At 56.3% G+C, this 15,899-nt stretch carries 22 protein-coding genes and 2 tRNA genes; 5 read left to right on the top strand and 19 right to left on the bottom strand.

Going from position 1 to position 15,899, the window contains the following annotated elements:
* Positions 1 to 75 (bottom strand) — tRNA-Phe (locus AC5EFR_RS22500).
* Positions 76 to 749: 674 nt separating this feature from the next.
* On the opposite strand from AC5EFR_RS22500, the gene AC5EFR_RS22495 reads away from it, so the two are divergent.
* Positions 750 to 1,220, top strand: coding sequence for a GNAT family N-acetyltransferase (locus AC5EFR_RS22495; RefSeq protein ID WP_493577938.1), 471 nt, complete (start codon positions 750 to 752; stop codon positions 1,218 to 1,220).
* Here AC5EFR_RS22495 and AC5EFR_RS22490 read toward each other — a convergent pair.
* From AC5EFR_RS22490 to AC5EFR_RS22480, 3 genes are read right to left on the bottom strand one after another with little or no spacing between them, the layout of a single operon-like run.
* Positions 1,217 to 1,999: a metal ABC transporter permease gene (locus AC5EFR_RS22490; protein ID WP_493577937.1), complete on the bottom strand. Its 783-nt coding sequence runs from the start codon at positions 1,997 to 1,999 to the stop codon at positions 1,217 to 1,219. The two genes, AC5EFR_RS22495 and AC5EFR_RS22490, sit on opposite strands and share 4 nt — an antisense overlap.
* Positions 1,999 to 2,763: a metal ABC transporter ATP-binding protein gene (locus AC5EFR_RS22485; protein ID WP_493577936.1), complete on the bottom strand. Its 765-nt coding sequence runs from the start codon at positions 2,761 to 2,763 to the stop codon at positions 1,999 to 2,001. The genes AC5EFR_RS22490 and AC5EFR_RS22485 overlap by 1 nt, the downstream gene beginning before the upstream one ends.
* A complete protein-coding gene (locus AC5EFR_RS22480) occupies positions 2,760 to 3,260 on the bottom strand; it encodes a Fur family transcriptional regulator (RefSeq protein WP_493577935.1) in 501 nt (166 codons plus the stop codon). The genes AC5EFR_RS22485 and AC5EFR_RS22480 overlap by 4 nt, the downstream gene beginning before the upstream one ends.
* 78 nt (positions 3,261 to 3,338) lie before the next feature.
* Between AC5EFR_RS22480 and AC5EFR_RS22475 the strand changes: the two genes are divergently transcribed.
* A complete protein-coding gene (locus tag AC5EFR_RS22475) occupies positions 3,339 to 4,406 on the top strand; it encodes a zinc ABC transporter substrate-binding protein (RefSeq protein ID WP_493577934.1) in 1,068 nt (355 codons plus the stop codon).
* A 39-nt stretch (positions 4,407 to 4,445) separates the two neighbouring features.
* On the opposite strand, the gene AC5EFR_RS22470 is transcribed toward AC5EFR_RS22475, so the two are convergent.
* From AC5EFR_RS22470 to AC5EFR_RS22405, 14 genes are all read right to left on the bottom strand, one after another.
* Positions 4,446 to 5,225 (bottom strand): LamB/YcsF family protein, encoded by a 780-nt coding sequence (locus tag AC5EFR_RS22470; protein ID WP_493577933.1) that lies wholly within the window; start codon positions 5,223 to 5,225, stop codon positions 4,446 to 4,448.
* Entirely contained in the window at positions 5,222 to 6,229 is a 1,008-nt protein-coding gene (locus AC5EFR_RS22465; protein ID WP_493577932.1) for a 5-oxoprolinase subunit C family protein, read from the bottom strand. Before AC5EFR_RS22465 ends, AC5EFR_RS22470 begins: the two co-directional genes overlap by 4 nt.
* Positions 6,226 to 6,969, bottom strand: coding sequence for a 5-oxoprolinase subunit B family protein (locus AC5EFR_RS22460; protein WP_493577931.1), 744 nt, complete (start codon positions 6,967 to 6,969; stop codon positions 6,226 to 6,228). The genes AC5EFR_RS22465 and AC5EFR_RS22460 overlap by 4 nt, the downstream gene beginning before the upstream one ends.
* 100 nt (positions 6,970 to 7,069) lie before the next feature.
* A complete protein-coding gene (locus tag AC5EFR_RS22455) occupies positions 7,070 to 7,252 on the bottom strand; it encodes a DNA gyrase inhibitor YacG (protein ID WP_493577930.1) in 183 nt (60 codons plus the stop codon).
* Between the two features lie 8 nt (positions 7,253 to 7,260).
* The gene (locus tag AC5EFR_RS22450) at positions 7,261 to 8,304 is read right to left on the bottom strand and encodes a ribonuclease E/G (RefSeq protein ID WP_493577929.1); all 1,044 of its coding nucleotides are present in this window, start codon (positions 8,302 to 8,304) and stop codon (positions 7,261 to 7,263) included.
* On the bottom strand, positions 8,301 to 8,891 hold the full coding sequence (locus AC5EFR_RS22445; protein WP_493577928.1) for a Maf family protein: 591 nt from the start codon (positions 8,889 to 8,891) through the stop codon (positions 8,301 to 8,303). The genes AC5EFR_RS22450 and AC5EFR_RS22445 overlap by 4 nt, the downstream gene beginning before the upstream one ends.
* Before the next feature lie 160 nt (positions 8,892 to 9,051).
* A complete protein-coding gene (gene infA / locus AC5EFR_RS22440; RefSeq protein ID WP_005620785.1) occupies positions 9,052 to 9,270 on the bottom strand; it encodes a translation initiation factor IF-1 in 219 nt (72 codons plus the stop codon).
* A gap of 169 nt (positions 9,271 to 9,439) precedes the next feature.
* Complete coding sequence (locus tag AC5EFR_RS22435) at positions 9,440 to 9,883, bottom strand: arsenate-mycothiol transferase ArsC (RefSeq protein WP_493577939.1); 444 nt, start codon at positions 9,881 to 9,883, stop codon at positions 9,440 to 9,442.
* 4 nt (positions 9,884 to 9,887) lie between these two features.
* A complete protein-coding gene (locus AC5EFR_RS22430) occupies positions 9,888 to 10,367 on the bottom strand; it encodes a UPF0262 family protein (protein WP_493577927.1) in 480 nt (159 codons plus the stop codon).
* A gap of 116 nt (positions 10,368 to 10,483) precedes the next feature.
* The gene (hisD, locus tag AC5EFR_RS22425; protein WP_493577926.1) at positions 10,484 to 11,785 is read right to left on the bottom strand and encodes a histidinol dehydrogenase; all 1,302 of its coding nucleotides are present in this window, start codon (positions 11,783 to 11,785) and stop codon (positions 10,484 to 10,486) included.
* Between the two features lie 50 nt (positions 11,786 to 11,835).
* Complete coding sequence (locus AC5EFR_RS22420; protein WP_493577925.1) at positions 11,836 to 12,330, bottom strand: GNAT family N-acetyltransferase; 495 nt, start codon at positions 12,328 to 12,330, stop codon at positions 11,836 to 11,838.
* The gene (locus AC5EFR_RS22415) at positions 12,327 to 12,806 is read right to left on the bottom strand and encodes a DUF2948 family protein (protein ID WP_493577924.1); all 480 of its coding nucleotides are present in this window, start codon (positions 12,804 to 12,806) and stop codon (positions 12,327 to 12,329) included. Before AC5EFR_RS22415 ends, AC5EFR_RS22420 begins: the two co-directional genes overlap by 4 nt.
* Entirely contained in the window at positions 12,803 to 14,074 is a 1,272-nt protein-coding gene (murA, locus tag AC5EFR_RS22410; protein ID WP_493577923.1) for a UDP-N-acetylglucosamine 1-carboxyvinyltransferase, read from the bottom strand. Before murA ends, AC5EFR_RS22415 begins: the two co-directional genes overlap by 4 nt.
* A gap of 5 nt (positions 14,075 to 14,079) precedes the next feature.
* Positions 14,080 to 14,253, bottom strand: coding sequence for a hypothetical protein (locus tag AC5EFR_RS22405; protein ID WP_493577922.1), 174 nt, complete (start codon positions 14,251 to 14,253; stop codon positions 14,080 to 14,082).
* Between the two features lie 151 nt (positions 14,254 to 14,404).
* On the opposite strand from AC5EFR_RS22405, the gene AC5EFR_RS22400 reads away from it, so the two are divergent.
* Positions 14,405 to 14,479, top strand: a tRNA-Thr gene (locus tag AC5EFR_RS22400).
* Here AC5EFR_RS22400 and AC5EFR_RS22395 read toward each other — a convergent pair.
* Positions 14,458 to 14,916, bottom strand: coding sequence for a hypothetical protein (locus AC5EFR_RS22395; RefSeq protein WP_493577921.1), 459 nt, complete (start codon positions 14,914 to 14,916; stop codon positions 14,458 to 14,460). The genes AC5EFR_RS22400 and AC5EFR_RS22395 overlap by 22 nt on opposite strands.
* Positions 14,917 to 15,249: 333 nt before the next feature.
* On the opposite strand from AC5EFR_RS22395, the gene AC5EFR_RS22390 reads away from it, so the two are divergent.
* Both AC5EFR_RS22390 and AC5EFR_RS22385 read left to right on the top strand, forming a co-directional pair.
* Positions 15,250 to 15,435 (top strand): transposase, encoded by a 186-nt coding sequence (locus AC5EFR_RS22390; protein WP_493577920.1) that lies wholly within the window; start codon positions 15,250 to 15,252, stop codon positions 15,433 to 15,435.
* 88 nt (positions 15,436 to 15,523) lie between these two features.
* Positions 15,524 to 15,745 (top strand): IS3 family transposase, encoded by a 222-nt coding sequence (locus AC5EFR_RS22385; protein ID WP_493577919.1) that lies wholly within the window; start codon positions 15,524 to 15,526, stop codon positions 15,743 to 15,745.
* Positions 15,746 to 15,899 lie beyond the last annotated feature (154 nt).

Below are 15,899 nucleotides of genomic sequence, written 5' to 3'. Positions count from 1 at the left end.
TGGTGCCCGGGGGCGGAATCGAACCACCGACACGAGGATTTTCAATCCACTGCTCTACCCCTGAGCTACCCGGGCACGGGTGAAGGTCTGTCCTTCGGGTGAGGCGCGGTCTAAACGAGGTAACGAAGAGTGTCCAGAGCCTTTTGAAAGAAAAATGACCGAAATTTCAAAACCTATATCGCAAGCCCGCAAATCTCCTTGGCCTAGGTGATGACCAGCCACGGTTTAGCGCGGGCAGAAGGCAACAAGACCCACTGAAAATAGAGCCTTTAGCAAGGCTCCACAGGCAAAAGCTGGCTCATCCACCTGTTTCTTTGATGCTTTTCATTGTCACAAATACAACTTTCTATTTGGCGCTTTAGCCTACCACAGGAACGGGGCCGTCGATCGTTTCATGCCCCCTCAAACCAACCGGGTCATTTTCATTGCGACGTTGTTTTGGGAATCTTACAGGAAACGCCCCTGTTCCTCTCCTGAGCCTCCATCGGATCATCGGACAACAGAAAATTATTTGCCAAACAGCAAAAGAGAAGGAAGGCGGTGCGGATGTGTGCGCCCTTTTCAGTCGGGCAAGAGGGCACCGGTCGGACAAAGAGACCTATGGTTGGCCCCTTGATGGCATCTCAAGCGCGCTCCAATGCGGCTTAAAGCACCTCTAGTGCCGAAGAATTAGACACGAATGACGTCGATCGTTACAACTGGGGCCTCAAGGCTTGGTTGAGCAAGCGCAAGGATCATAGAAAGAGCCAATGACAAATCAAATCGCCTCAATAGACAGAGTTGTGAGCCAAGACAGTCATGTCGATGCCCTGTTGGCTCGGCATTTCGCCGATATGCGCGCCGGATCTCCCGAAGAGAGCTGTCATGTTGTGACAGCTGAAACTTTGCGTGACACTGGAGCGAGTTTGTTCGCGTTGCGTGACGCGGATGGTGCGGTGCGCGCGGTCGGGGCTTTTCAGGCCATTGAGGGTGGGGTTGAGCTAAAAAGCATGCACACCGCGCGCGAGGCTCGGGGAAACGGGTATGGTCGCATGGTTTTAACCCACCTGTTGAGCGAAGCGAAAGCCCAAGGTGCCAAACAGGCTTGGCTTGAAACCGGCACAGCCGAAAGCTTTGCCCCGGCCCGGGCGCTTTATACAAGCATCGGGTTTCAGACCTGCCCACCTTTTGGGAGCTATCACACAGATCCGCTCAGCACCTTTATGACCTTGGTGTTTTAGCGCCGTCCCAATAGGTGACTTAGGGCGAACAATCCGGCTGCTGCACAGACAATGCTTGGCCCGGCTGGTGTGTCAAATTCCCAAGTGCACCACAAACCTAACAGAGAGGCGCAGATGCCCAATCCCGCCGCGCCAACCAACATTTGTTCGGGTGTTCGGGCAAAAGGACGTGCGGAAGCGGCAGGGATAATCAACATCGCCCCAATCAAGAGAGCCCCAACAATCTTGATCGCCACAGCGACAACCAAGGCCAAGGAAATCATCATCACGTATTTTTCGCGTTTCGGCTCGATCCCCGAGGCATAGGCCAAATCGGGAGAAAGGGTCGACAAGAGCAACCCATTCCACCGCCATAGAATCAAACCCCAGACAAGCACGGCCCCCAACCAAATCAGGGCCAAATCGGTATGGCCCACGGCCAAAATATCACCGAACAAATAGGATTGCAGGTCGAGGCGTGGCCCCTTGACCATCGTCACCGCAACCAAGCCAAAGGCCAGGGCCGAATGGCTTGCTACACCCAGAATCATATCAGCCCCAAAACCGCGCCCGGTCAAACGGGCCACGGCGAACGCCATGCTCAATGACACAAGCAAGGTGCCTGCGAAAATCGGGGTGGAAAAGGCCAGAGCCAATGCAACACCTAAAACGGCCGCATGTGCAGTCGCATCGCCAAAATATGCCATCCGTCGCCAGACGACAAAAACACCCAAGGGTGCCGCCGCCACGGCGACGCCAACGGCCCCCAGAATGGCACGAGTCAGAAAGTGGTCAAACATCAATTCGCATCCTGAGCCGGGGTGACGTGGTCATGATCACATGCCTCATCATGGTGGTGATGATGGCTATGCTGGTGGCGATACAGTGCAAGAGTGCCACCGGTTCCAGTGCCAAACAGCGCTCGGTATTCATCGGCTTGTGCCACGACCTCGGGATGCCCTTCGCAACAAATATGCCCATTCACACAGAGTACCCGATCCGAGGCGCTCATCACGACATGCAAATCATGGCTGACCATCAAAACCGCACAGCCAAACTGATCGCGGAGCTCTTCGATCTTGCGGTAAAATTCCGCCTGCCCCGGCTGGTCTAACCCGGTGGTCGGCTCGTCCAAAAGCAGGATTTCGGGGCGGTTCAATAGCGCCCGCGCCAACATCGCCCTCTGAAACTGTCCCCCCGATAGATCGGTCAATTGACGCTCTGCAAGGTCCTCCGCTCCGGCTTCGGCCAATGCCTTGGCACGGTTCTGAACCGACGCATGTTGCGGCAAGCTTAGAAACCGCGAAACGGTCATCGGCATGGAAGGGTCAACGCTAAGACTTTGGGGGACGTAACCCAGCCGCAATTTAGCCTTGCGCGCGACCCGTCCGGCACTTGCTGGAACGGCCCCGATCAACGCCTTCATCAAGCTGGATTTTCCGGACCCATTGGGCCCGACAATCGTCACGATCTCTTTGGGGCTGATAGAAAAATCAACGTCCCGTAAAACGGTGGTTGAGCCCCGTTTCACCGATAGTCCTTCGGCCCAGATGAGCGCGCTCATGGGGCGGCAGCCTGACACGCAGGGCAAAGCCCAACGGCCTCGATCGCCACTTTTTCAACCACGAACCCCAATTCAGAGGCAGAACCAGCGACCACGTCGGCAACGGGTTTGCCCGGAGTTTCAGCAACGGTGGAACAATCGCGGCAAATCAAAAAACACGGTGCATGATGTTCACCGGGATGGGTACAGGCGACAAAGGCATTCAGCCGTTCAATCTTGTGAGCAAATCCATTGTTTACAAGAAAATCCAAGGCTCGGTACGCAACGGGCGGCTGTGAGCCTTTGCCCTCGGACCTCAGCTGATCAAGCACCTCATAGGCCCCCATGGCGCTATGCTTTTGCAACAAAATCTCAAGGACACGGCGCCGAATAGGCGTCATTTGCGCCCCAGAGACACGGCAAGCTTGTTCAGCAACTTCTAGTGAGGACGCAATACAATGGGCATGGTCATGTGTCTCGAATCCCTTGACTGTCATATAGGCCTCATCACGCTGCATTTTGGGGGTTGATATGTTATATTCTAACAATCTACAAGGCGCAGATGTTATATCATAACACGCAAAAATGAGACCCTTATGATTCTTCGCACCTCCTGCCTTGCACTTCTTTTGACGTCCTCCGCTGCATTGGCTGACGTGCCAAAAGTCGTTTCGGACATCGCCCCTGTTCAAAGTCTTGTTGCCATGGTCATGGACCAAATCGGTGAGCCGGATCTTTTGATTGAACCGGGCGCATCTGCTCATGATCTCGCGTTGAAGCCCAGTCAGGCACAGATGTTGAGCGACGCTGATATCGTTATCTGGATTGGCCCGGATCTGAATCCTGCCGTGGAAGGGCATGTGGAAAGCCTCGCTACAAATGCGGTTCATCTGGAGCTTATGAATGCTGACGGCGTTCATCTCCTCCCCTACCGTGACGAGGCGTTTTTTGGCGGCCATCATGACGACGACGAACATGAGGGCGAAGACCATCACGACGCGCATGACTACGATCATGCTAAGCACGATGATCATGAAGACCATGATGATCACGATGACGATCATAAAGATCATGACGAGCATGAAGAGCATGAAGAGCATGCCAATGGGCATCACCATGGCGATGGTGAATTTGACCCGCATGTCTGGTTGTCACCCGAAAACGCCATTCTTTGGGTCAACGTGATCGCCCAAGAGCTCGGCAAAATTGATCAGGACAACCAGGACAAGTATTTTTACAATGCCACACTGGCAGTCGAGAAAATCACCGCAGCACAGGACCGCGCAAAAGCTATCCTTGCGCCAGCGCACGACGTGCCATTGGCGGCCTATCACGATGCCTATCAATACTTTGAAGACGCCTTTGATCTGACCGTGATTGGTGCGATTTCCGATAGTGACGACGTACAGCCCGGTGCTAAGCGCATTGAAACACTGCGCAGCGAGTTCGAACACCAGCAGCCCAAGTGCTTTTTGATGGAACCGGGGGCCAATGCCCGACTGATCATGAGTGTCGGTTGGGCCGGGTTATTGGACACTGACAGCGGCAAAGAACCGATTGCGCGTCTAGATGCCCTCGGCGGGCAATTTGAGCAGGGTGCCGACCTGTATACAAATCTGATCGAAGACACGGCGCAACGCATTGCTGACTGTGTGACCGACTAAACGCAACAGGGCGGGGATTTCCCCGCCCTTTTCTTTCGGCTAGGTGCTGCGCTGCCCGTCAAAGGGCTTGAGTGTTACGCCCGCTGCTTCCAGCTGTCGTTTGACACTGCGGGCGATTTGCAAGGCCGTCGCCCCATCACCATGCAGACAGATCGTATCAACCGCCGCCGGGATCGGGTCGCCGATTTCGGGCAAGATCGCCCCCGCTTTCACCATGTTCACAATGCGGCGTGCGGCGTGGTCGGAATCATGGATCACCGCGCCCGGCAGACTGCGATCAACCAAAGTCGCATCGGCATTATAGGCACGATCCGCAAAGATCTCACCCGCCCATAGACATCCTAATTGCTCCACAGCGCGTTGCTGTGCGGTCGCAGCCAACACTATGATGATGATATCCGGAGCCACCTCAAGCGCGGCCTCATAACAGGCGAGCGCCATCCCCTCATCGGCTGAACACATGTTGGCCAAAGCACCATGCAACTTGAGGTGACGCACCTTTGCCCCTTGCGCCTGTGCCACCGCCAGCGATGCGCCCAGCTGATACTGAACCAAATTGCGCAAGGACTTTGGCGACAGACCCATGTTGCGCCGCCCAAACCCTTGCAGGTCTGGGAAACCGGGATGGCAGCCGATCCCTACCCCGTTTTTATGCGCCGTCGCAATCGTGTGCGCCATCACATCGGGATCACCAGCGTGAAAACCACAGGCAATATTGGCCGAGGTCACCACCTCAAGCAGGGCCTCATCTTGCCCCATGACCCACGGGCCAAAACTTTCTCCCATATCGGCATTCAAATCGACGGTGAGCTGGGTCATTGCATCTCCTCTCCGGCGGTCACGCCGCTGATCAGGCTATAGGACAAAAGGTCGGGGATATCCGCCGGGTCACGCACCAAAGGGTAAGTTTTGCGTGACAGATCGGAAAGAAGCTTTCGGTATTCGGCCTCTGCTGCCATCGCGTCCTTGCGGGTGACAAACCGAAACTGCAAACGCGCCCCAGCCGGGGCTTGGGCAACGCGTGGCAGATCGGCGGGAATAACCGTTCCGATGCGCGGATAACCACCGGTGGTTTGGCATTCAGACAGCAAAACATAAGGGGCCCCGTCGCCGGGAATTTGAATGTCACCCGGCGTAATCACTTCGGACAATATGGTGCCACCAACAGTCAGGCCAAAGCCCTCGCCATCCGGCAACAATCGTATCCCCATTCGATTGGCGCGGGTGTCTCGCGTCAAAGGGGCACTTTCAAATCGCCGTCGTTGCTCCGTGCTAAACATCTCCGTTTGAAGGCTCGGCAAAACTCGCACGGTCCCGCCATCCCAACGCGGCACAGAGGAGAGCGCTTGACCAACCACGTCGCCCGTGTCTTGACCGATAGACAGGCGGTCTTCACTTTCAAGCAGCCCCCCAAGCCCAGCGGTCAAATGCGCCCCCTGCCCGCCAAGGATTTGCGGTGTCGCAAGCCCACCACCAAATGCCAGATAGCCATAAACCCCTTGGGTCACGGCCCCGATGTCCAAAATCGCCCCAGCCGGCAAAAGATGTGATGCATTCCAAACCAGCGCGCTGCCATCAATGCTAGCCCGCATCGGCGCTCCGCAAAGGGCGATACGTGTTGTTTGCGAGACTTCAAACCGCCCGCCAAACCCCGGCATCTCAAGCACAGCCCCAATGGGTTGCGCGAGCAAAGCCGCCGCTTCGAACAAGGCAATCCGATCCGCCGCCCCGCCCCGCGACAAGCCTAAAGCCAAAAAGCCAGGCCGCCCGAGATCTTGAACAGTGAGACCGGCCCCAGCGCTATGAACGATCAGCTCAGTCATGTCAGAACCTCGGTGATGATGCCACCCGTTGGGTCCGTTTTCAGGGCCTCAAACGCCCCGCGCTCAATGGGCGGAAACAAGACTTCATCGCCCGGACGCAACAAAAATGGCCTTTGTGAGCTTGGTTGAAACAGCTGAGCTGCCGTTTGGCCAATATGACGCCACCCCGTCGGCGTCGACACAGAGAACAAAACCAATTGGCGGATCGCAACAACCAAGGCCCCGACCGGAACCAGCGGTGTCAGCGCCGTTTGACGCGGGATGTCCCATTCTGGCGGGAGGGTTCCCAGATAGGGTTGGCCGGGTGCAAACCCGATGGTGGTAACGCGCACCTGTGTCGTACTAAGCGTTTGAATGGCCTGATCACGGGACTGGCCAGCGGCCTGAGCGGCCTCGTCAAGCTGAGGCGCTAAATCCGTTCCGAAAACCGTTGGAATGCGGTGTAAACGACGCCCATCGGGCAAAGGGGCCGCATACCAATCCTGTTCATCCAAGAGCGCATAAGTCAGATCACTCAGCGCCGATATGTCCACATGCAACGGATCAAATCGCAGATAGGTCGAGACAAGCGACGTCGCGCTTTCTTCGACACCTTCCCAGCCTGCTCGCTCCAAAGCGGCTCGAAAGGCAAGCGCCGCCCGGTTGGCCGGTTCTGACAAAGTGTCGGCAAAACGCACCAAGATGCCGTCCAAACCAACGGGATCAATACGTGGAAACTGGGGGCGAGTGTTGGGTTGCATGGCCACAAAATCCTTTGAAAGGCCAAGCAACCACGAGACACCAAAACTGTCCAGAGCGGGTTGGGGAAATGCCTTTGGAAATTACGACTGGAGATTGATGTTAATGCGGCTTGCGTTGGGCCTCAAGGCTCGCCAAAGCCGCCTTTTCTAGGTCCTCGGGGTCGGTTGACGCGGTCGAATAGGCCCCGCCAAGCCACTTGGCCAGATCAATATCGGCGCAACGCTTCGAGCAAAACGGACGGTACTTCGCATCCGTGTCTTTGGAACAAATCGGGCAACTCATCGCCTTGCCTACCCCTTGTTTTTGCGCAACGTTTTCAGCGCGACCCGATCGCGTTTACGCTGAATTTCCATCAAGCCCAGTTGGGTCCAGCCGGCCAAAATCGTCTCGGTCGACTCGCGCTTCAGGGCCGCGCGCAGCGAACCTTCGAGCTGCTTGCGTTCCTTTTTCGGGCAGGGAGCCGGGTCAACGATGATCTGCCCCCCCAACCCACGCAACCGCAATTGGCGTGGCAAGTCCTTAAGTGCGGCCAAATTGGCCTTGAGACCCGCAGAAAAAGACGTATCGCCGCCGGTGTTGATATCAACCGCAACCAAGGCCGACGTCGGTTCGATGATCATCGAATAGCCGCCCGGAAGGGGCACATGGGCCCGCAGCGCAGCGTCGATCATATCCAAAACGTCATGATGCTCAAAACTACCGTCTTCAGCAGCGACATGAGCCGGATCGGTCCATTCCCGCCACGCCTGAGCATGCGGGCCATCGCCTTCGGATAGAATTTCGGCCTCGGTCCCCGTATCCGACAGAACGGCGGTGGCCAGTTGGCACATCGCGATAACGTCCTCGGTGATATCTTCGGGGGTGGCATCGGCACAGCAGGACCGCAGGATCAACCCGGCATCCTCCGGCAAGGGTACCTCGGCCATGCCCTCATGCGCGGCTTCTTTGACCATTTCGCGCGCATCGTCATCTTTGATACGGCGCGAGACATTGATACCGGGCGCACCGGGCGTGACAATCGCATAGCGCGATTTGAACAAAATGCGCTGGGTCACAGGAATAGCTTTGCCCAATTCGGCGTAGCCCGTCACCTGAACCAAAAGAGGTTGTCCGGGCTTTAACCCTTTGACTTGACGCAAAAATGCGTTTCCATCTGGCGTGCGCAGGAACATACCGCCCTGCCCTTTGACCGGCCGATCGGCGATGCCGCGATAAATGGTTCCGGGACGCGGCAGATCGGTATCGATCAGCAGATCCTCAAGTTGACCATCCACGATAAGCGCCGCAGCTTCGCGGCCCTGCCAATGGTCAAGTGCAATGGTTGTACCCTTCATGAGTCTGCCTTGTAGAGAGGATAACCGGCGGACAGAAGCAAATTCGCCGTTTCCGCCAGCGGCAATCCAACGACCGCGGTGAAAGAGCCGTTGATCCACGGAATAAAGGCCCCGGCAGGCCCTTGAATAGCATAGCCGCCCGCCTTGCCCTGCCAATCATTGGTGGCAAGGTAGGCATTCAATTCTTCGTTCGAGAGGTTTTTCATCTTCACCTGGGTCACCACATCGCGCTCCCACATCTGATCGCCTTTGCGCACGGCAACGGCGGTAATGACGCGGTGACGGCGGCCCGACAGGTTGGTCAAAAATTCTGCTGCTTCTCCGGCGTCACGCGGCTTACCCAAAATGCGACGCCCCAAAGCCACAGTCGTATCCGCAGAGAGAACGATTTCGGACGGATCAGACGGGATCGCCTGTGCCTTTTCACGCGCCAATCGCACACAATAAGGGCGCGGCGCTTCGCTTTTGTGTGGGTCCTCATTGATGTCAGGTGGGCGAATGTCATCGGCCACGACCCCCAATTGAGCCAAAAGTTCGCGGCGGCGCGGGCTACCTGAACCGAGAATGAGGCGAGGCGTGTCTGTCATCAAAATTTCCGCAAAGTGTGTTGGGGTCAGAAGGGGCCGGCTGGACGACTAAAAGTTTTAAAAAACTTTTGCAAAATTCTTGCAAGAATTTTGGATGCGCCCAGTTTCGAGGGCACAGTAAAACGCCGGGCAACTGGCCCGGCGGTTTGCATATCTACGCTTATTTAAAGCGGTAGTTGATGCGCCCTTTGGTCAGATCATAAGGCGTCATTTCAACTTGTACCCGGTCGCCGGCCAGAACACGGATGCGGTTCTTGCGCATCTTACCCGCCGTATGTGCGATAATCTCATGGCCGTTCTCAAGCTCGACCCGGAATGTCGCATTCGGCAGGAGTTCCTTCACGACACCAGGAAATTCGAGCGTATCTTCCTTGGCCATGTTTTCTCCTACAATTGCCACCCCACCAGACGCAGGGCACGAGCGATATGAGCCTTTTGGCTCGGTTTTTCAACCCACCATATAGCAGCAACAGGGTTAATGCGGGCTGAAAATTGCATACTCAACCGCTTTTGCATCAATTTAGGGCCAAAGCGCACCGAATCGCGGGCTATGCCCCCCATTTTTCCTTGAGCTTATCCATCAGTTGATCACGGGTTTGCCGATAGGAATTTAGCTTTTGTTCACGCGTTTCACCAATACCGGTCGGATCCATGATCGGCCAATATTCCACGGCCAGATGATAGTAGCGTGTCAGCTCCAAAGCCCGGCGCTGAGACGCAGGTGACAAGGTGACGATCACGTCAAACCCTGACAAGGCCTCGCCATTTTCTTCCATCTCCTCAAAAGACCGCGACCGATGACGCGACAGTTCAACCCCGATCTCGGCACACACCGCAATGGCAAAACCGTCGATCTCGAGGTCATTCACAACCCCAACCGATTGCACATAGGTTTCGGATCCGAAAAGTTGCTTCATCACCCCTTCGGCCATCGGAGAGCGCACTGCGTTATGATCACAGCAAAACAAAACTGACTGAGGCAACGCCGCCACCCGGTCAGCCCCCAAAATGCAGTACGCAAACAAGCGTGAACAATCGGCGCGCGGTTGCGTCATCAATTTCAGCTTTGCCGTCCAGTCGCTCTTGCAAAATACGCGCCCCTTCGTTGTGAATACCACGGCGGGCCATATCAATGGTCTCGATTTGGCTCGGTGGCAGGGTTTTCACCGCATCAAAATAGCTTTTGCAGATTTGAAAATAGTCTTTGACCACTTGTCTAAACGGCGACAGAGACAAATGGAATTCGGCCGCTTTTTCCTTGGCTTCGGTCGTGACATCAAAAACGAGACGTTTTTCCCGTATCGACAATCCGACATTATAAGGCCCTTCCGGCACAACGCGATCATCTCGTGCTGGCAAGGAAAATGAGTTTTCCTCCATCAAATCAAACATCGCCACACGGCGTTCCTGTTCGATTTCCGGCGTTGGTGGCGGCAAGTTGGCGTCATCAAGTTCGATATGCGCAATACGGGTCATAGCAATAGTCACTTATCCTGTTGCCCAAATGTGTAACGTGGGAGCGACAAAGGAGCAATGAATAGGCCCCAATTTGAACCGCGACTTTCCGCCATGCCCAAAAATGCGGAGACCGATTAACCGTTAAGCTTTTTCAACCGGGCAGTTACCGACAATCCGTGTGCTTCAAGGCTCTCGGAGGAGGCGAGCACCTCGGCAGCGGGGCCAATGGCGCGTAACGCTTCTGGGGTCATGCGCGCCAATGTGGTGCGTTTTACAAAATCCATCACCGACAGGCCCGAGCTAAACCGCGCCGAGCGCGCCGTGGGCAGCACGTGATTGGGGCCACCAACATAGTCGCCAATCGCCTCGGGCGTCCATTGACCAAGGAAAATCGCCCCGGCATGCGGGCATTTTTCGGCCAACGCTTCGGGATCAGCCACGCAAAGTTCCAAGTGCTCCGGGGCGATGCGGTTCGATAGCGCGGCGGCCTCGTCCAGATCGCGCACGGTAATCACAGCGCCGTAATCCCGCCAGCTCGTCCCGGCAATCGCCCGGCGCTCAAGCGTTTCGAGACGTTTTTCGACGGCGTCGGCCACCGCGCGCCCAAAGCTCGCGTCGGTGGTGATCAAAAGCGACTGCGCGCTTTCGTCGTGTTCCGCTTGGCTCATCAGGTCAAGGGCGATCCAATCAGGGTCGTTGTCACCATCGGCGATCACCAAAATCTCTGAAGGTCCGGCAATCATATCAATACCGACTTTGCCAAAAACCCGGCGTTTGGCAGCGGCCACAAAGGCATTGCCCGGGCCAGTGATCTTATCAACCGGTGCGATGGTTTCGGTGCCATAAGCCAGAGCGGCAATCGCCTGCGCCCCCCCAATCCGATAGACCTCATCAACGCCCGAAATCTTGGCGGCCAGCATCACCAGCGGGTTCACAACACCATCCGGCGTTGGCACCGCGATGGCGAGACGCTCGACCCCTGCGACCTTGGCGGGAATGGCGTTCATCAACACCGATGACGGGTAAGACGCCAAGCCGCCCGGAACATATAGCCCGGCCGCAGACACCGCCGTCCAACGCCATCCAAGCTCGGCCCCGGTCTCATCTGTCCAGCGCTCATCGCTTGGCATTTGCCGAACGTGATAGGCCCGGATGCGGTCAGCCGCCGTTTCCAGCGCGACGCGCTCGGCCCCGGGAACCTGCGCGCAATAGGCGTCAATTTCCTCGGCTGAAAACCGCATCCCAGCCGCGTCAAGTTCAAGGCGATCAAACTTGGCCGTCAACTCAAGAACAGCAGCGTCGCCGCGGGCGCGTACATCGGCGATAATTCCGGCCACAACAGCATCCACATCGGGGCTGTCTTCGCGCTTGGCATTCAGCAATTCGGTGAACGCGGTCTCGAAATCGGCTTGGGCGCTGTCAAGAAAGACGGGCATGGGGCATCTCCGGTGTTACGCCGGTTGCATAGCCGTTGCATCGCCCGGCCTCAAGTCGCGTCGAGCATCTTGATCATCAGCAAATCGTCGCGCGCCGCACCATTGACGATCACAGATCGCGGGCGTTTGCCAAATTCAACGAAACCAGCGGCCCGATACAACCCAATCGCACGGGAGTTTGTCGCATCAACGCATAGTTCAAGCTGTAGTAACCCGCGATCTCGGGCGGCTTGGTCAACCGCCTGCAACAACCGCATGGCGTATCCCTGCCCTTGTGCCGATGGGTGAACGTATAGCGGGCCTATGTCCGCCATATGGCGCATCCGCTCTGGCCCACCCTGATGCATGGCGATCAAGGCCACCAAAACATCCTCGGAAAAACCACCCCAGAATTGCCCCGCCGCCAGTTTTGCGATCAAGGTCGCATCAGACAGGCCCAAAGCCTCAACTTCGGTTAATAAGAAAGCCTCGGGCACACGGCGTAGCCCATCGAGCCATAAGGCCCGATAGGCATTCAAGTCATCCGGCGCAAGCGGACGGATCATTCGGGATGGTTTGGAATTTGGCCTGACGGGGCTTTGTAGGGGCGGGTCACATCCTTGAGCGTCACTTCGAGCGCTTCAACCGATGCGCGCACAGCCCCATCGCCGGCCAATGTCAGCAACACATGCCCTGCCCCGTCTTCACCGGGTTCAAAGCTTACCGATAAAACCGAAAGGATCATGTCCTTGTCCGATTTATCAACCCCTTGCGTTGCAACCGACAATGCATTTTCGATTGTCAAAAGCGATTGCACCCGTTCGACCGGGCGGCCACGTTTGGCAGCCGCCTCAAGGTCTTCGTGACGCACACGGTTCAAAAGCAGGCACAGCCTATGATGGCGCTTTTGATACGCGACTTCGGTCACTGGCAGAACGGAATCCTGCACCAACGCCGAAATCACCTGGAGGTTATCGCTATCCAAAGCACCTAAATTTAGCGGGTGGTCACCGCCATCTTCAAACCGAGCATCTTCACTCATTCGCCTTTGACCCTTTCGATCTTGGCGCCAACCGCCGACAACTTGCGCACCACATGTTCGTATCCGCGATCCAGATGGTAAACGCGCGACACCTTGGTTTCACCTTCGGCCGCCAGACCCGCAAGGATGAGCGATACCGAAGCCCGCAAATCGGTTGCCATGACGGGCGCACCACGCAGTTTTTCCACACCTTTGACCGTCGCGGTTCCGCCGTGGACCTCAATATCGGCCCCCATACGGGTCAGTTCAGGGGCATGCATAAACCGGTTTTCAAAGATCTTCTCTTCGAGAACCGAGGTCCCTTCGGCAGTACACAAAAGCGCCATCATCTGCGCCTGCAAATCGGTTGGGAAACCGGGGAAAGGTTCGGTTGTGATGTCGACGGCTTTGATCCGGTCCGCGCCGCGTGTCACGGTCAGGCCCTTTTCGGACTCGGTCACCGAAACACCGGCCTCCTCGAGCTTATCACAGAAGGCCGCAAGCAGGTCGCGACGGCCGCCAAGACAGGTGACTTCGCCACCACAAAACGCCGGGGCAAGCATATAGGTGCCCAATTCAATACGGTCTGTGACAACACGGTGGGTCGCGCCGCCAAGACGATCAACTCCCTGAATGGTGATTGTGCTGCTGCCATCGCCTTCGATCTGGGCGCCCATTTTGCGCAGGCAATCGGCCAGATCTACAATTTCAGGTTCGCGCGCAGCGTTGTTCAGAACAGTTGTTCCCTTGGCCAAAACCGCCGCCAAAAGCGCGTTTTCAGTGGCCCCGACCGAGGCAAAGGCAAAATCAACGACGCCACCGCGTAGCCCGGCTGTGGGGGCCTTGGCATGGACATAACCGTCACGCAGATCAAGCTCCGCCCCCATAGCTTCAAATGCCTTGAGGTGGAGATCAACCGGACGCGCGCCAATCGCGCAACCGCCGGGAAGCGACACTTCGGCATAGCCGTAGCGCGCCAAAAGCGGCCCAAGCACTAAGATCGAGGCGCGCATTTTACGCACGATGTCGTATTCGGCGCGCTGGCTGGTTAAATCATGGCTGCTCATGGCAAGAACCTGACCGTCTTGCATGCTGGTGACCTCGGCCCCAAGCGATTGTAGCAACGTCGTCATGGTCCGGATATCCGACAAGCGCGGCGCATTGGTCAGAGTCAACGGCTCTTCGCTCAGCAAGGTAGCAGGCATCAGCGTCAGACACGCGTTCTTTGCGCCCGCAATCGGAATATCACCTTTCAATGGGCCATTGCCCGTCACAATAATTGAATCCATGCCTGTCAGTCCTTGTCCTGTACCGCCTCTGGCCCCGCTTTGTCCGCTGTTTGCTCTGCCGCATTGCGCGCACGGGCCTGCGCCTTGCGGCGCCCCATATTGGCCTTAAGCGCCGCTTTCAAGCGGTCTTCGCGTTCAGCATCCTTGTGCTTTTTCGGGGTCGGTTTGTTCTCGTTCATGCCCTTTGCTTTAACGCAGCAAGCCCCATGGGTCCAGTGGCGTGCAAACGCCCCCTTCGCCTTAGGCTCAAAGAAATTTATCCAAGATGACATTTTTTCAAATTCCGCCCTTGCGCGCCACGAAAACCGCGTTTAGAAGCCCGCTCACGTTGCTGCTGTAGCTCAGAGGTAGAGCACTCCCTTGGTAAGGGAGAGGTCGAGAGTTCAATTCTCTCCAGCAGCACCATTAACTTCTTCACCCACTGAAATCATACCTAAAGCCTTGAAAGGCAACGCTATTTGGGGTGTTCTAGGTCCATCAATTCGATGGTATGAAAATCCGCTCGAAAATCCCAATCTCAGGACGATTCTACGGAGACTCTCATCGCCATTTTTCCATATTTTCCAAGGGCTTGAGGAGAACTTCAGGGAGAATTCTAGATAATCCTCATACCTCTTCGGTTTTGACGCCTTTTCCGCAAGGTTTTCGGTCATGAGCACCTTCGATTTTTCCAGTTCAGTGATCTTGTTTTCATAAGCACCGATGACCGCATCGTTGCTGGCTTGCATGATACGCGAGAGCAACGCTTCGATTTGCGACTCGGCATCGGCGATTTGGCGCTTGGTTGAACGCGCGGCATCTTTGGCTTGATCCAGTCGGGCATCCCAAGCACGTCTGAACATGGTTTTAGCCAACACCAAGTATTTGGGGCTCGGCTCTAGTGTTTTGACGACATCAGCAAACGCGCCTTATATTTTGTCGCGCCGGATAGACTTTCCATTGCTTTCGCACCCTTTGGATTGGCACAGATAATACGGATAGTACTTGGTCTTCCCCTTTGACCATGAAGAGCGCAACTTGGCTCCACAATGAGGTGCCCCTAGATTTGTAGACGCTTTGCTTGATAATTTTGGAAACAAAGGACGATGCAAATGTCAGGATAAATTCGCTACTCGGATGAGTTCAAGATTGATGCGGTGGCGCAGGTCACAGAGCGTTGCTATTCGGTCTAGGCGGTGGCCGAGCGGCGCGGGGTCAGCACCAAATCGCTTTTCACATGGATTGCGCAATTCTCAAAGCCGCAAAGGCAAACCGACCAAGAAGCCGAGGTCCGGCGGTTCAAGAAAGAACTGGCCCGCGTGACCGAGGAGCGCGCCATCTTAGAAAGGGCCACCGCGTTCTTCGCTCGGGATGCAAGGTAAGGTACGCGTTTATCGACGCGCATAGCGAGCTGCATCCTGTCCGTGGTCTGTGCAAACTGCTTTGCGTTCATCCAAGCGGTTTCTTTGCATGGGGAAGGAACCGTTAAGCCACCATGCGCTTGACGATGCACGCCAGACAGGGCTGGTGAAGAAGGCGAGGAAAGACCGCGGCAAAGTCTACGGCTATCGAAATATCCACGACGACCTGATCGACATGGGCGAGGTCGTGTCAGAAAACCGCGTTGCCCGTTTGGCCCGCCTTGCAGGCATTCAGGCGCAGGTCGGCTACCAGAAGAAACCCGGCGTTTAGCCGCAGGGCAGATGCACCTGCATCACGATGATCCACACTGGATCAACCCGGCATGGGTTTGGTCGCAGGACCGCAATCGGCTCACCTCGCTTGGCCGCTTTCAGCCTCACGGACAAAACCACTCACAACGCCGAACTGCCGCTGCTGAGATCGC

This window comes from Pelagimonas sp. (assembly GCF_058892305.1).
The sequence above is the reverse complement of the archived record's forward strand: the minus strand, read 5'-3'. Positions and strand labels throughout refer to the sequence as shown.

Bases quoted from the DNA above. Each gene is read 5' to 3' on its own strand.
- AC5EFR_RS22490 (WP_493577937.1), bottom strand. From the start codon at position 1,999: ATGTTTGACCACTTTCTGACTCGTGCCATTCTGGGGGCCGTTGGCGTC.
- AC5EFR_RS22415 (WP_493577924.1), bottom strand. From the start codon at position 12,806: ATGAGTGAAGATGCTCGGTTTGAAGATGGCGGTGACCACCCGCTAAAT.
- AC5EFR_RS22395 (WP_493577921.1), bottom strand. From the start codon at position 14,916: ATGTTCAGACGTGCTTGGGATGCCCGACTGGATCAAGCCAAAGATGCC.
- AC5EFR_RS22475 (WP_493577934.1), top strand. From the start codon at position 3,339: ATGATTCTTCGCACCTCCTGCCTTGCACTTCTTTTGACGTCCTCCGCT.
- AC5EFR_RS22470 (WP_493577933.1), bottom strand. From the start codon at position 5,225: ATGACCCAGCTCACCGTCGATTTGAATGCCGATATGGGAGAAAGTTTT.
- AC5EFR_RS22445 (WP_493577928.1), bottom strand. From the start codon at position 8,891: ATGACAGACACGCCTCGCCTCATTCTCGGTTCAGGTAGCCCGCGCCGC.
- murA (WP_493577923.1), bottom strand. From the start codon at position 14,074: ATGGATTCAATTATTGTGACGGGCAATGGCCCATTGAAAGGTGATATT.
- AC5EFR_RS22455 (WP_493577930.1), bottom strand. From the start codon at position 7,252: ATGAGTTGCCCGATTTGTTCCAAAGACACGGATGCGAAGTACCGTCCG.
- AC5EFR_RS22495 (WP_493577938.1), top strand. From the start codon at position 750: ATGACAAATCAAATCGCCTCAATAGACAGAGTTGTGAGCCAAGACAGT.
- AC5EFR_RS22430 (WP_493577927.1), bottom strand. From the start codon at position 10,367: ATGACCCGTATTGCGCATATCGAACTTGATGACGCCAACTTGCCGCCA.
- AC5EFR_RS22385 (WP_493577919.1), top strand. From the start codon at position 15,524: ATGGGGAAGGAACCGTTAAGCCACCATGCGCTTGACGATGCACGCCAG.
- hisD (WP_493577926.1), bottom strand. From the start codon at position 11,785: ATGCCCGTCTTTCTTGACAGCGCCCAAGCCGATTTCGAGACCGCGTTC.
- AC5EFR_RS22420 (WP_493577925.1), bottom strand. From the start codon at position 12,330: ATGATCCGTCCGCTTGCGCCGGATGACTTGAATGCCTATCGGGCCTTA.
- AC5EFR_RS22460 (WP_493577931.1), bottom strand. From the start codon at position 6,969: ATGCAACCCAACACTCGCCCCCAGTTTCCACGTATTGATCCCGTTGGT.
- AC5EFR_RS22465 (WP_493577932.1), bottom strand. From the start codon at position 6,229: ATGACTGAGCTGATCGTTCATAGCGCTGGGGCCGGTCTCACTGTTCAA.
- AC5EFR_RS22405 (WP_493577922.1), bottom strand. From the start codon at position 14,253: ATGAACGAGAACAAACCGACCCCGAAAAAGCACAAGGATGCTGAACGC.
- AC5EFR_RS22485 (WP_493577936.1), bottom strand. From the start codon at position 2,763: ATGAGCGCGCTCATCTGGGCCGAAGGACTATCGGTGAAACGGGGCTCA.
- infA (WP_005620785.1), bottom strand. From the start codon at position 9,270: ATGGCCAAGGAAGATACGCTCGAATTTCCTGGTGTCGTGAAGGAACTC.
- AC5EFR_RS22480 (WP_493577935.1), bottom strand. From the start codon at position 3,260: ATGCAGCGTGATGAGGCCTATATGACAGTCAAGGGATTCGAGACACAT.
- AC5EFR_RS22450 (WP_493577929.1), bottom strand. From the start codon at position 8,304: ATGAAGGGTACAACCATTGCACTTGACCATTGGCAGGGCCGCGAAGCT.